The organism is Halapricum desulfuricans (assembly GCF_017094465.1).
In the GTDB taxonomy this organism is placed as follows: Archaea; Halobacteriota; Halobacteria; order Halobacteriales; family Haloarculaceae; genus Halapricum.
Window position 1 is genome coordinate 2133631 of record NZ_CP064791.1, and the last position, 13692, is coordinate 2147322.

13 protein-coding genes are annotated in these 13692 nt (G+C 62.0%); 6 read left to right on the forward strand and 7 right to left on the reverse strand.

Going from position 1 to position 13692, the window contains the following annotated elements; translation table 11 throughout:
- Positions 1 to 9: 9 nt before the first annotated feature.
- The 7 genes from HSEST_RS10835 to HSEST_RS10865 all read right to left on the reverse strand — a co-directional run bounded on the left by HSEST_RS10835 (position 10) and on the right by HSEST_RS10865 (position 4608).
- Positions 10 to 639, reverse strand: coding sequence for a DUF7500 family protein (locus HSEST_RS10835; RefSeq protein ID WP_229120946.1), 630 nt, complete (start codon positions 637 to 639; stop codon positions 10 to 12).
- Positions 640 to 724: 85 nt separating this feature from the next.
- On the reverse strand, positions 725 to 1330 hold the full coding sequence (locus HSEST_RS10840) for an archaellin/type IV pilin N-terminal domain-containing protein (RefSeq protein ID WP_229120947.1): 606 nt from the start codon (positions 1328 to 1330) through the stop codon (positions 725 to 727).
- A gap of 326 nt (positions 1331 to 1656) precedes the next feature.
- Positions 1657 to 2304: an archaellin/type IV pilin N-terminal domain-containing protein gene (locus tag HSEST_RS10845; protein WP_229120948.1), complete on the reverse strand. Its 648-nt coding sequence runs from the start codon at positions 2302 to 2304 to the stop codon at positions 1657 to 1659.
- A gap of 184 nt (positions 2305 to 2488) precedes the next feature.
- Positions 2489 to 2782: a DUF7521 family protein gene (locus tag HSEST_RS10850; RefSeq protein WP_229120949.1), complete on the reverse strand. Its 294-nt coding sequence runs from the start codon at positions 2780 to 2782 to the stop codon at positions 2489 to 2491.
- 82 nt (positions 2783 to 2864) lie between these two features.
- A complete protein-coding gene (locus HSEST_RS10855; protein WP_229120950.1) occupies positions 2865 to 3200 on the reverse strand; it encodes a winged helix-turn-helix domain-containing protein in 336 nt (111 codons plus the stop codon).
- Positions 3201 to 3331: 131 nt separating this feature from the next.
- Complete coding sequence (locus tag HSEST_RS10860; protein ID WP_229120951.1) at positions 3332 to 4060, reverse strand: RAD55 family ATPase; 729 nt, start codon at positions 4058 to 4060, stop codon at positions 3332 to 3334.
- 122 nt (positions 4061 to 4182) lie between these two features.
- The gene (locus tag HSEST_RS10865) at positions 4183 to 4608 is read right to left on the reverse strand and encodes a chemotaxis protein CheW (protein WP_229120952.1); all 426 of its coding nucleotides are present in this window, start codon (positions 4606 to 4608) and stop codon (positions 4183 to 4185) included.
- 204 nt (positions 4609 to 4812) lie between these two features.
- On the opposite strand from HSEST_RS10865, the gene HSEST_RS10870 reads away from it, so the two are divergent.
- The 6 genes from HSEST_RS10870 to mutS all read left to right on the forward strand — a co-directional run bounded on the left by HSEST_RS10870 (position 4813) and on the right by mutS (position 13654).
- Positions 4813 to 5868 (forward strand): protein-glutamate methylesterase/protein-glutamine glutaminase, encoded by a 1056-nt coding sequence (locus HSEST_RS10870; protein WP_229120953.1) that lies wholly within the window; start codon positions 4813 to 4815, stop codon positions 5866 to 5868.
- A 1-nt stretch (position 5869) separates the two neighbouring features.
- A complete protein-coding gene (cheA, locus tag HSEST_RS10875; protein WP_229120954.1) occupies positions 5870 to 7885 on the forward strand; it encodes a chemotaxis protein CheA in 2016 nt (671 codons plus the stop codon).
- A gap of 30 nt (positions 7886 to 7915) precedes the next feature.
- Positions 7916 to 8731 carry a CheR family methyltransferase gene (locus HSEST_RS10880; RefSeq protein WP_229120955.1) on the forward strand — a complete coding sequence of 272 codons (816 nt, stop codon included), beginning with the start codon at positions 7916 to 7918 and terminating at the stop codon, positions 8729 to 8731.
- Position 8732: 1 nt separating this feature from the next.
- Entirely contained in the window at positions 8733 to 9968 is a 1236-nt protein-coding gene (locus tag HSEST_RS10885) for a HEAT repeat domain-containing protein (protein WP_229120956.1), read from the forward strand.
- A 90-nt stretch (positions 9969 to 10058) separates the two neighbouring features.
- Positions 10059 to 10913: a CheF family chemotaxis protein gene (locus HSEST_RS10890; RefSeq protein ID WP_229120957.1), complete on the forward strand. Its 855-nt coding sequence runs from the start codon at positions 10059 to 10061 to the stop codon at positions 10911 to 10913.
- A gap of 104 nt (positions 10914 to 11017) precedes the next feature.
- Positions 11018 to 13654, forward strand: coding sequence for a DNA mismatch repair protein MutS (gene mutS / locus HSEST_RS10895; protein ID WP_229120958.1), 2637 nt, complete (start codon positions 11018 to 11020; stop codon positions 13652 to 13654).
- Positions 13655 to 13692 lie beyond the last annotated feature (38 nt).

Genomic DNA, 13692 nt, shown 5'->3' on the forward strand with positions numbered 1-13692 from the left:
CGGCGGTAGTTACAGCCGGAATCCGTCTTCGACCTGTTCGAGTAATTCTCCGATCGTATCGTCCGGTTCGAGCCCCTCGCGTTTGATCGCTTCCGAGAGACTCTCGGTCGGATACGTGATCGGCACGTTCGACTCGGTCAGCAGGATCCCGAGAATCTCCTCGACCGGCGTCTCGCTGTCGATATGCTGGGCGTACCAGAGAATGAGACTCTCGAAGATCGTCACCACGTCGTTGGACATCATCCGCCGCTGGAACACTCGGCCGTCGAACGTCGCGGTCACGTGAAAACCATACCGGGAATTGGCGTCCTCGAAGTTCGATTCCAGCCACTGCGAGACGTCCCGTTCGGTCAGCTCGGAGACGTCCGTCGGCTGACTGTCGGTTGCGGGCGGACGATCCGGGCTGTTCGATTGCTTCGGTCGTGACTCGGGTTCGCTGTCCGCGCCAGCCGCGGTATCGGCGCGCTCGCGCGCAGGCTGACTCGAGGCGACGTTCGGCTCGTCGTCGATCGGATCGTTCGGGGAGACGACGTATCGGCCGTCGTCGATCTCGGCGACGTGTTCGTCTTCCGAGATATCGAGCTCTTCGGGGGCGAGCACGCGGCCGTCGTCGTCGTTCGGGTCGTCCCCGGATCCCATACGTGTGTCTCTATGGCGGGCGAGTATAATTCCGTCGGTGATGTCACTCGCCGGTATGATAAAACGGAAAATCGAAATTTGCGCGTTACAGCTGGACGGTGTTCTTGTTCGACAGCGAATCCGGCACGACCAGCGTTATAGTCGTCTGCCCGCCCGAGCGCGTTGAGATCTGCAGTTCAGCCGACTGACCGGCATCAAGCGTGTTCAGTTCGTTCTGTGACAAATTGACCGTGACTTCCGCTCGGTCAACCGGGTCGTTAAGCGTATCATCGTTCTGGACCGACGCGTCATTATCCCGGACGGTCGTCCAGTTGAATATTGGGTAGTTATCATCAGTTGACGTCTTTCTAGCAACGAGTTGGCTACTCCCATCCGGTGAGACCCATTGCATCGTCGTGTCGTTAAGGTTCACGTCGCTGGATCCCGGCGCAAGTCGAGTCGTCATATTCACCCAGTCGACCTGCCCGTCCGTCACGTTCCCGACGGTATTCACTTCGACCAGGCGGTTAGTAACCTGCTCGGAGGCTTGTTCACCACTCTGTTCGGCACTGCTCTGGAGGAAGCCGGCCGTGTTGATCAGTACGCCCGCGGCAATGGCGGCGACCAGGACCATCGCGATGAACACGATGAGCGTCCCGATCCCGACCTGCCCGCGGTCTCGGTCTCGTCTGTCGTCAGTTCGGTCAAACATTGGTGGGTCACGCCTGAGTTGTCAGGCTCTACCCAAACTGAAACGCATTCCAACTTAACCCTAACCCCCTAGTTATCACGTCTGAATACGGCTATACGAGGGATATGAATAGATCTCATCTATGAAAACAGGCGAGAGAACGGCTACACAAAATTAGCGCAGAGCAACACTCGACAAGGGCGGAACCATTAGCCCCCGACAACTCGTCGGACGTTCGACGGCTCAGGTAACGGACACGCTCTCAGCAGAACATAGTCCAAGCAACGAATCTTGAAAGTGAAGTGTCTGTACAGGCGACTGTGCGAAAACAGAAAGAAGCGTCGGCGTTACAGCTGGACGGTGTTCTTGTTCGACAGCGAATCCGGCACGACCAGCGTTATAGTCGTCTGCCCGCCCGAGCGCGTTGAGATCTGCAGTTCAGCCGATTGACCGGCATCAAGCGTGCTCAGCTGAGTCTGGTTGAGATTGATCGTGATTTCTGCCCGATCAACCGGGTCGTTAAGCGTATCATCGTTCTGGACCGACGCGTCATTATCCCGGACGGTCGTCCAGTTGAATATTGGGTAATCACCGGAAGTCGACGTATCTCTTGCAACAAGTTGGCTGCTCTCGTCGGGTGAGACCCACTGCATCGTCGTATCGTTGAGGTTCACGTCGCTGGATCCCGGCGCCAGTCGAGTCGTCATATTGACGTAGTCGATGGTACCGTTCTCAATCAGGTCCTCTGCACCAGCACCGGAGTCATTCGCGTTGTTCACATGGCCGACTGTATTCACTTCGACCAGGCGGTTAGTAACCTGCTCAGAAGCTTGTTCACCGCTTTCTTCGGCACTGCTCTGGAGGAATCCGGCCGTGTTAATCAGTACGCCCGCTGCAATCGCCGCGACCAGGACCATCGCGATGAACACGATGAGCGTCCCGATCCCGACCTGCCCGCGGTCTCGGTCTCGTCTGTCGTCAGTTCGGTCAAACATTGATGGGTCACGCCTGAGTCGTCAGGCTCTACCCCAAACTGAAACGCATTCCAACTTAACCCTGCTCCCCCGATTATCACGTCTGAAATAGAGATGTTACGTCCAAATAGATGTTGTCACTGGTGAAAATGACAGTCACAAACTCCAAAACAGCCGATACCAGACTAGTCTGGTTTGGACCACATTATGCCTCGTAACTTACGAGGCTGTAGATCACGAACAGGTATCCGAACGTGGTCAACGCGCTGTTGACCAGTAACAACGACTCGGGGTTGGTAGTCGAGGACGCACCGAAGTCGGTCATGAACGCACTGATCATCGTCGCAGCCGCGCCGGCGACTGCAAGCGCGAACCCCAGCGAGAGGTGCAACATCGCCCGCCGTGATGTCTGCACGTACGCGCGCATCGCCATACCAACCATAGTCAGGCCCGCCACGACGAAGACGAGCGTCAGGACAGCATAGAGGAACTCGATCATCCTAGACGTACCTCTCTCACATCTACTATTAAATCCACCCTCGAAAATATCGTCGGTGATAACTGTACCCGCGAGCGCGCGACTACCCCTCGGAGAGCGTGCGCCAGGCCTCGTCAAGCTTGTTCGTCACTTCCGACCGTTCTTCGACGGAGATGGCCATCGACTGATCGAAGTCGACAGTAACTGACTCGACGTTTCGACGGTAGACCTTGATCCGTCGCCGATCGTCGGAGAGCACACTATCGTGTAATTCGAGCAACCCGTGCTCGGTCAGTTCGTCGATACGTCGATAACAGGTCGCGATCGGAATGTCGAGTTCGTCGCTGAGGTCCTGAGCAGATTGTGGCTCGTCCGCCGCGTCGAGGATCTCCGCACTGTATTTGTTCCCCAGTGTCCGGAGAAGATCCACCGAAGCCATCGTTATCAGCACTTGAATTCAGCCACCAATAAATGTACCGTCTTCCACAGCTCTCGATTAGGATGGAGCCGTAGCTTTCAGCTGTGATATTTTCGGCGTAGCGGCGCTAAAAGCGGACGCAAGGACGTCGACTACTGGATGGGTGAGTCACCGTGATTCATCATCGAGAACTCGCTGGCGTTCTCGTGTACGGTGATGCCACTGTCGGTAATCTCCATCGGGAAGATGTCGGTCTCGATATTCTGTTTTCGCATCTTCGAAACCCAGACGTAGCGTTTGACGCCCGAATCGGTCGGCGTCTGCAACAGGTAGATGTTTCCGTCAGTGAGGTAGTTCTCCAGTCCGATGTCGGACTGCGGGATGGCGGCACCCTGTTCGTTGGTCATCAGCGTCGTCAATCCGTTCTCCTTGAGGATGTCCGAGAACTTCAGCAGATACGTACGCCGTTCGCGCTCGTCGTCGAAGAAGAGGTTGAACATCGCGAGCGAATCCAACACGAGTCGCTCGTAGTCGCTGTCCGTGAAGTCCTCGAGCAACATGTCGAGCGACGACGAGAAGTCGTTCTTGCTCAGGAGTTCCTTCTTATCGTAGACGAGGATGTCGCCCCGTTCGACGTACTCCGACCACTGCTCGAGCCCGATCGCCTCGGCGGCTTCCCGAAGGTCCTGCTGGTTCTCCTCGAAAGAGAGATAGATCCCTTTCTCGTCGAACATATCGACGCCGTTGTAGATGTACTGTAGTCCCAGAATGCTCTTTCCGGCACCGGGATTTCCGCTGACGAGCGTCGTCGAGTCTTTCACGATGCCTCCGTTGAGAATCGCGTCCAGGCCGTCGATGCCAGTTTCAGTGAGTTCGATCATTGCTCTCCCTGCGTCACGCGACGCTCGGTTGGATGTGATTCCGATGGCAAAGCAAAAAAGTCTTGTTCATGTCGAGTTACACCCTGACCCGGCAACTGAGATTCCCAGGACAAGTGAGATACTCAGGACATCTGTATCGCGTCCGGGTTGACCCAGATGACGAATCCGTCGTCGCGTTTGACGACCCCGCGGACGGAGTTGGCGCCTTCGGTCGTCGGCGACTGGTCGACGTTTGCAGGGTCGACCTGACTCACCTGGTCGACTTCGTCGACCAGCCAGCCGACGGCGCCCTGTTCGTCGTCGGCGACCTCCGGATCGAAGACGATGATCCGGGACGGTGCACCGCCGTCGATATCGAAGACGACTTTCGGGTTGACGATCGACGTCGTTCGACCCCGTAGATCCATGACTCCCTCGACGTGGGGCGGCGCGTTCGGAACTGTAGTCAACTCACCGACGTCGACGATTTCCGTCACGTAATCGATACTCACACAGTATGTCTCGTCCCCGAGCTGGAATTCGAGGACCTGATTCGTTGCGTCTGACATGGTCTTGTTAGGTACGAACGGCTCGGTTCCGGCAGTCGATACCTGAATCTCCCGGCAGAATCCCTTAAACGTGTCTCCTGTGCTATCAAGATTGATTACCAGGGCGGTGTCTTTATTTTGGCGCTCCGGATAGACGAGGGCAACGTGGACGGACGACCGGGTGAGATTTACGTCGTGTCCACATACCTCACAGGTAACTGACCTATGCCACGATCATCGACGCGGGCTGTCGTCGCCGACGACTCCCACTTCATGCGGAGTGTCATCTCCGACATCCTCTCGGAGGGCGGAATCGACGTCGTCGCACAGGCGAAAAACGGCCGCGAGGCCGTCAAAGCCGTACGTGAACACGAGCCCGACGTGGTCACGATGGACGTCGAGATGCCGGAGATGGACGGGATCGAGGCCGTCGAGCGGATCATGGCTCAGCATCCGACGCCGATCCTCATGCTGAGCGCACACACCGACGAGGACGCAGACGTCACGTTCGAGGCGCTCCAGAAGGGCGCGGTGGATTTCTTCACCAAGCCCGGCGGCGAGGTCTCGATGGAGATGTCCCGGCTGAAAGACCAGCTGGTCGATATCGTGCTAACCGTTGCGGAGGCCGAGCCGAGGACGGAAGCCGATGCCACGAACACGAACGCCGCGGCTGACGTCGCTACCGAGAGTTACGGCGGTCAGCCGACGCTCGTGATCGGCTCTTCGACTGGCGGCCCGACCGTCGTCGAGGAGGTCATGTCGTCGCTGCCGCTTTCGGCCTCGCTTCGGATATTGGTCGTCCAGCACATGCCCGGCGGTTTCACCGGCCGGTTCGCCGAGCGGCTGGACGCCCGAAGCGAATACGACGTTTCGGAAGCACGTGACGGTGCCCGCATCGGGGGCGGCGAGGCGCTCGTGGCCGCCGGTGACCGGCACATGGAGGTCGCCAACTACAGCCACGGACGGCTCCGCGTGTCGCTGACCGACGATCCGCCAGTCAACAGCGTCCGCCCGTCCGTCGACGTGACGATGCGGACGGCCGCGGAAGCGATCGACGACGCGCTCATCGGCGTCATCCTCACCGGCATGGGCGAGGACGGCGCCGACGGAATCCGGGCCCTCAAAGAGCGAGGGGGTCGGACAATCGCCCAGGACGAGGCCAGTTCGGCGGTGTTTGGCATGCCAAAGAGGGCGATCGAAACCGGCTGTGTCGACACGGTCACGTCGGTCGAGTCGATCCCGGCTGCGATTCTCGATGCGGTACCACAGGAGGCCTACTAACATGGACGATCAGTATCTCGACGCGTTCATCCGCGAAAGCGAGGAAGCGATCACGGAACTGAACAACTCGCTGCTCGAACTCGAATCGGACCCGGAGAACACCGAGGCGATGGATTCGATCTTTCGGACGGCCCACACCCTGAAGGGTAATTTCGGCGCGATGGGCTTCGACGACGCATCCGATCTCGCTCACGCCATCGAGGACCTCCTCGATGAGATGCGGGACGATCACCTGGAAGTGACTCCGGAGATCATGGATCTGATCTTCGCCGGCGTCGATCGGATCGAAACGATCGTCCACGAAATCGACGAGACCGGCGGATCGACGGCCGACACCGACGCCATCGTCGCCGACATCCGCGGGATCATGGACGGGGAGGGTGGTAGAGCCACAACGAGGGAGGAGACAGCGGACGAGCAGGGCACCGATCCAGCCGAGCTCGTCGACGGCGTCGCGGTTTCGGCCGTCGACGGACCGGTCTATCACGCGTCCGTATCGGTCGGCGATTCGCAGATGCTCGGCGTCGACGCGATGCTGGCACTGGAGTCAATCGAAGCGGAGCTGGACATCGTCGCGACCGATCCGGATCGCGATGCGATCGAAAGCGGTGACTTCGAGGACGCGTTCGGCGTCTTCCTCACTGGAGCCCAACAGTCCGCGGTCGAAGCGGCGCTCTCCGCGACGGGGAAAATCGACGACGCGACAGTGACCGACGTGACCGACGCCATCGAGGCGAGTTCAGTCCCGGTGGGCGACGGAACGGACGATAACGTAGCGGGTGACGACGCTGGCTCTAATACTGCTGGGGAGTCAGCTCCGGCCGCCGCGTCCACAGGGACGACGGAAAGCGTCGACGACGGCGACGGCGCCGGTTCGGTCGAGGAGATCAAGTCGGTGCGGGTCGACGTCGATCAGCTCGACGAACTGCACGGACTGGTCGAACAGCTGGTGACGAGCCGGATCAAACTCCGGCGGGCCGTCGAGCAGGAACAGCTCGACTCGGCCTCGGAGAATCTCAACGAACTCGACAAGATCACCGCGAACCTCCAGAACACGGTCATGGACATGCGGTTGATCCCGCTGAAGAAGGTCGTCGGGAAGTTCCCGCGACTGGTCAGAGACCTCTCTCGGGACCTGGGAAAGGAGATCGATTTCACCATCGAGGGCGAGGAGATCGAACTCGACCGAACGATCCTCACAGAGATCTCCGACCCGCTGATGCACATCCTGCGCAACGCCGTCGATCACGGGATCGAGCCGCCGGAAGAGCGCGAACAGGTCGGCAAGCCTCGGACGGGCGAGGTCACGCTGTCGGCCTCGCGCGAGCGCGATCACGTAATCATCGAGGTCGCCGACGACGGGGCCGGACTCGACGTCGAGGCGATCAAGCAGCAGGCGCTCGATCAGGGGGTTCGCTCCCCGGAAGAGATCGAGGCGATGACCGATTCGGACCTCTATGATCTGGTCTTCCATCCCGGCTTTTCGACCGCCGACGAAGTCACTGACACAAGCGGTCGTGGCGTCGGGATGGACGTCGTCCACGACACGGTCACGAAACTCGACGGGAGCGTCAACGTCGAGTCCACGCCTGGTGAGGGGACGACCGTCTCGTTGCGTCTGCCGGTGACGATGGCGATCGTGAAGGTCCTGTTCGTCCAGGTCGGCGACGAACAGTACGGCATCCCGATCAAGAACGTCGACGAGATCACCCGGGCGACCGAGGCCAAAACGATCAACGGCACCGAGGTCATCAAGCACAACGACGACATCTATCCGGTCGTCAATCTCGCGGAGACCTTCGACGTACCCGGAGAGACGAAAAACGGCGACGGGATGCTCGTCCGGATCCGCGAGTCCGAGCGCCGGGTCGCCCTGCACTGTGATTCCGTCGAAAGTCAGGAGGAGGTCGTCGTCAAGCCCCTGGAGGGGATCCTGTCGGGGACGCCCGGCCTCTCCGGGACAGCAGTCCTGGGCGACGGAAACATCGTCCACATCCTCGACGTGGTGACGCTGTAAGATGGTCCGAATCCTGTCGAGGTGGCGACGATGACGCGCCGATCCGGATCACAACAGGGGTTCGAGCAGTTACTCGAATACATCGGCGAGCACCTGGACTTCGAGTCCGGCTTCTACAACGACGCCTACATGGACCGGCGGATCACCGCGCGGATGCGCCGGACTGACACGGACAGCTACCGGGCCTACCGGCGGTTGCTCGAACGCGACGACGGCGAACGCGAGGAACTGCTCGATTCGCTGTCGATCAACGTCACCGGCTTCTTCCGCAATCCCGATGCCTGGGACGGGCTACGGTCGGTATTGCGGGATCTGACGGGACAGAACCGTCAGGTGGACGTCTGGAGCGCACCGAGTGCCGACGGACGCGAACCGTACTCGGTCGCGATGCTCGCACTCGATGACCCCGAGATCGACGCGGACCGGATCGACATTCTCGGGACCGACATCAACCACGAGATTCTCCGGACGGCCCGGGCAGGTGTCTACGAGACCTCGAAGACGACCGATATCGCCGACGAACTCGAGCCGCTCTCGGAGATCGAACCGTACGTCGACCGGGACGGCAACGCCTTCGCGGTGCGCGACGGCGTCAAGGACATGGTTAGCTTCGAGCAACACGATCTCATCCGCGGCGACCCGAAGGGGACTTTCGATCTGATCCTGTGTCGGAACCTGCTGATCTACATCGATTCCGCCTACAAGGTACCGATATTCGAGACGATCGAAGGATCACTGCGCGATGGCGGCCACCTGATGATCGGTATGACCGAAACGATCCCCACGGAGATGCGCGACACCTTCGAGGCGGCGGACAAACAACACCGCATCTACCGGAAGCGCTGAAATGTCCCTCTACCAGCTCGAACGCGACGGCGACGCACAGGAACTCATTCGCCTGCTCCGGGAGAGCGACAACCCCGAGATCCGGGAGCGTGCGGCCGATATGCTCGGCGGGTTCGACGATCACGACGACCGTCGCGACGTCGTGAACGCGCTGATCGAGGCCGCCGAAACCGACGACGCCGACAGCGTGACAGCGGCCGCCGTCGACTCGCTTGAAGAGCTGGGCGGTGACGCCATCGAGCAGTTGATCGCCAGCATGGCCGGGATCGACTTCGACGAGGGGGCTGACTGGGTGAAGGCGAAGGCCTTTACCCGGGCGCTGGACAGCAACATTCCCGAACTGCGTATGGCCGCCGCCAACGGTCTCGGGCAGTTCGGCGAGAGCGACACGCTCGGGCAACTGATCGAGGCGTTCGATGACGAGGACTACCGGGTTCGCGCACGGGCCGCCCGGGCGACGGGTACGATCGGCGACCCGCGTGCGACCGACGCACTCGAAGCGCTCCTCGACGATCGGAGTCCGGCGGTCCGGCGGGAGGCGGCCGACGCGCTGGGACAGATCGCCAACCGGCAGGCGCTGCAGGCGCTGCTGGAGCTGTACGACGACCCGGACGAGCGCGTCCGGCGGGTCGCGATCGGCGCGTTCGGCAACTTCGACAACGGCCGCCCGGTCGAACACCTGGTCGAAGCACTCGACGACGGGTCGGCGGTCGTGCGGCGGACGGCGGTCTACTCGCTGATCGAGTTGCTCTCGAACGTCCCCCGCCAGCGCAGCCACGAGATCAGGGAATCGATCGTCGACGAACTCAGCGCCACCGAGGACGCGACGGTCGTCGTCCCGCTGGTCGAGATACTCGAGGAGAGTACCCAGACCGCACAGCGGCGCAACACGGCCTGGCTGCTCGGCCGAGTCACCGACGGCGACCACGAGCGCGTCATCGAGGCGCTGATCGACTGTCTCGACGACGACGATCAGATGACCGGCCAGTTCGCGGCGACGAGTCTGGCTGAGTTCGACGGCGAGACCGTCGAAGACGAACTTCTCGATGTCGTCGAAGACGACGACCGCAGCAGCGACGTGCGTGCACAGGCGATTTTCACGCTGGGCAAAGTCGGCGGACAGCGCTCGCGGGACGCCTTGGAGTCGATCATCGACGAGACCGAGGACGAGCAGATCCGCAAGCGGGCGTTTTCGGCACTGTCGAAGCTCGGCGGACAGGCCGGGGACGTGCTGTGACCGCATCGAGCGCCATTCCCCGATGTCGACCGGCACCGTGAGACCAACCGTTATTAGCGCGGCCGGCCAACGTAGCGGTACCGAGAGACGATGGCCGAGGGCGAACAGAAACTCGCGGACGTGCAGGGCAGGTTCATGCAGGTCGTCTCGGACGGCCGCAAGGCCAGCGACGTCGAGTGGCAGTCGTGTCGCCTGCTGTTGTCGAACAAACGCCTGCTCATTCTGACTAACGAGGACAAACAGACGATCCCCCTCGGGAAGGTTTCCAGCATCAAGAGCCGCGGAGACGTCAACGAGGCGATCGCGCAGGTGTCGAGTTACCTCTCGATACAGATCGCCTCGGACGTCTACCTGATTGCTCCACAGGACCAGGAATCCTTCGAGGAGAAGGTGTACGGCGCCGTACTCGACCAGCAGGTCGTCTACGTCAAGCACCCGGCGGTCAAGGGCGGCGTCGTTCAGGACGCCGGCTGGCAGAAGTCCCGGCTCAAGATCGGCGATGGAACGGTCGACCTGGCGATCGCCTCGGGCCAGTTCGTAGAGATCGATCGCAGCGATGTCGGGACGGTCGAGATAACCGAACAGACCGTCAACGACGCCCAGCGCCGCGTCGCGGAGATCGAACATCTCGTCGACGATACCGTCGTCCAGACGCACGTCACCGGGCCCGGTCGGATCGTGACGATTCTCGCCGGATTAGTCGGTCAGGAACACGAACCCGAAGCGGACATCAGCCAGGCCGAACACGAGGTGTTGATGGCACTGTATTCTGGCGTCTCGCCGTTCAAGATCCCCGATTTCGTCGGGATGGAGGTCGAGAAGGTCGAGGAGATCTACGACGTGCTCGTCGAGAAAGGGCTGCTGCAGGAAGTGCGAGCGCGGCGGGAGGTTTCGCTGCAACCGCGCGGGCGCAACATCGCCAGCGAGGTCATCGAAAACCAGTGACCGCAAACGCGGCCACCAGATGCCAACGACCTCAACCGAAGTGACGGTGATCGCTCCGGTCGGTTTCGAGAAGCCTATGGGCCGCGAGCGCCTGCGCTTTCGGCATGGACGGGGCACTCGGGGCACCCGAAAAGATGACCGAACGGGCCGACGAGCTGACGCCGATGATGGCCCAGTACTTCGAGTTGACCCGCCAGTACGACGATGCACTCGTGCTCTTTCAGGTCGGTGACTTCTATGAGGCCTTCTGCGAGGCGGCCGAGCGCGTCGCCCGCCTCTGTGAGATCACGCTCACGAAGCGTGAGGACTCCACCGGCGAGTACGCGATGGCCGGCATCCCCATCGACAACGCCGAGAGTTACATCGAAACGCTGCTCGATGCCGGCTATCGGGTCGCCATCGCCGATCAGGTCGAGGATCCCGAGGAAGCGAGCGGGGTCGTCGACCGGGCAGTCACCCGCATCATCACGCCGGGCACGCTCACCGAGGACGAACTGCTGGGCGGGGCCGCGAACAACTACGTCGCCGCGCTGGCCCGCGAGGACGACCGCTACGGGCTGGCAGTCCTGGACGTCTCGACCGGCGACGCCTACGCGACCGGCAGCGATTCGCTCGCGACGATCGAGGACGAACTCGGTCGTTTCGCCCCCTCGGAGGCGATCGTCGGGCCGGCCGCGCCGACCGACCCCTTCGAGTGTATGGTCACACCCTACGACGAACGTTCCTTCAGCGCCGAGCAGGCACGCGAGCGGGTCGGAGAGTATTTCGGCCCGCCGGAGCGGTTACTCGCAAGCGACGCGGAAGTCCGCGCCTGTGGGGCATTGCTCGCGTACGCCGAGTACACCCGCGGCGGGACTGGCATCGGCGAGGACGGTCGGCTGGAGTACCTCAATCACCTCACGCGATACGATCCGCGCGAGTACATGGTGCTCGACGCCGTCGCGCTGGAGAGTCTCGAGGTGTTCAACCGCCGTTCCGTCCGGAGTTCGGATGGGCTGACGCTGGTCGAAGCGATCGACGAGACCGCGTGTGCGATGGGGCGTCGGGAGCTGACCGACTGGCTGCGCCGGCCATTGATCGACCGCGATCGGATCGAGGCGCGCCACGAGGCGGTCGACGAACTCGTCGGCGCGGTCCGGACCCGTGAGCGGCTCCACGGGCGCCTGCGGGAGGTGTACGACCTTGAACGGCTGATCTCGCGCGTCTCCCGTGGGCGGGCGAACGCCCGCGATCTCGACTCGCTCGGTTCGACGCTGGACGTTGTCCCCGAGATACGCGAGACGATCGCCGACAGCGACAGCGCGAAGCTCCAGGCGATTCACGACCGCCTGGACGACGTACCCGAGGTCAGATCGCTCATCGCGGAGGCGATCGCCGACGATCCACCGCCGGAACTCACAGAGGGTGGCGTCATCGCACCCGGCTACGACGGGACGCTCGACGAGTTGCGCGAGACCGAGCGCACCGGCAAGGCCTGGGTCGAGGACCTGGAGCAACAGGAGCGCGAACGGACCGGTATCGACTCGCTGAAGGTCGGGCACAATTCCGTCCACGGCTACTACATCGAGGTGACCGACGCCAATCTCGATCAGGTGCCCGAAGACTACCAGCGCCGCCAGACGCTGAAAAACAGCGAGCGCTACTACACGCCCGAACTCAAAGAGCGCGAAGAGGAGATCATCAGCGCCGAACAGCGGGCCGACGACCGCGAGTACGAACTGTTCGTCGACGTACGCGAGACCGTTGCCGCTGAGTCCGAACGCATCCAGGACCTGGCGGACGCGCTAGCGCAACTCGACGTGCTCGTCTCCTTTGGGACCGTCGCCGCGGAGTTCGACTATACCCGCCCGGAAATCGTCGAGGCGGGTATCGAGATCGAGGCCGGCCGCCATCCCGTCGTCGAGCGGACGGAGGACGCGTTCGTCCCGAACGGGGCCAGTCTCGACCGCGAGCATCGCGTGATGATCGTCACCGGGCCGAACATGAGCGGCAAGTCCACCTACATGCGCCAGGTCGCGCTGACCGCGCTACTCGCCCAGGCCGGGAGCTTCGTGCCCGCCGAGCGCGCGCAATTGGGTATCGTCGATCGGATCTTCACGCGCGTCGGGGCCAGCGACGACATCGCCGGCGGACGATCGACGTTTATGATCGAGATGTCCGAACTCGCCGAGATTCTCGACCACGCGACCGAGGACTCGCTGGTCTTGCTCGACGAGGTCGGGCGCGGCACCTCGACGACCGACGGGCTGGCGATCGCCCGCGCAGTGACGGAGTTCGTTCACGACGAACTCGGCGCGACGACGCTCTTTGCGACCCACCACCACGAACTCACAGACGTCGCCGACGAACTGCCGGGTGTGTTCAATCGGCACTTCAGGACCAGCCGCGAGGACAGGGTCGTCTTCGAGCACGAGATCGCCCCGGGTGCGGCAAAGGCGTCCTACGGCGTCGAGGTCGCCGACGTCGCGGGCGTGCCCGAAACGGTCGTCCAGCGAGCCGCCGACTTGCTCGAAGGTAGCGAGACGACCGCCCCGGCGGACGACGGCCGCACGCCGACACGGACGAACGGCCACGGACCGACCGCGCCGGGCCACGATGGCGAACTGGCGAGCGCGGACGACGAGACAGTGGCCGGGTCCGGCGCGATCCGCGATCGTCTGCGCGAGGTGTCGATCGCCGAAACGACACCACTGGAGGCGTTGCAACTACTCTCGGAGTTGCAATCCGAGATCGAGGAGTGACCGGTCGCGGCGTTTCGAGGCTGACACTTTTAATGACA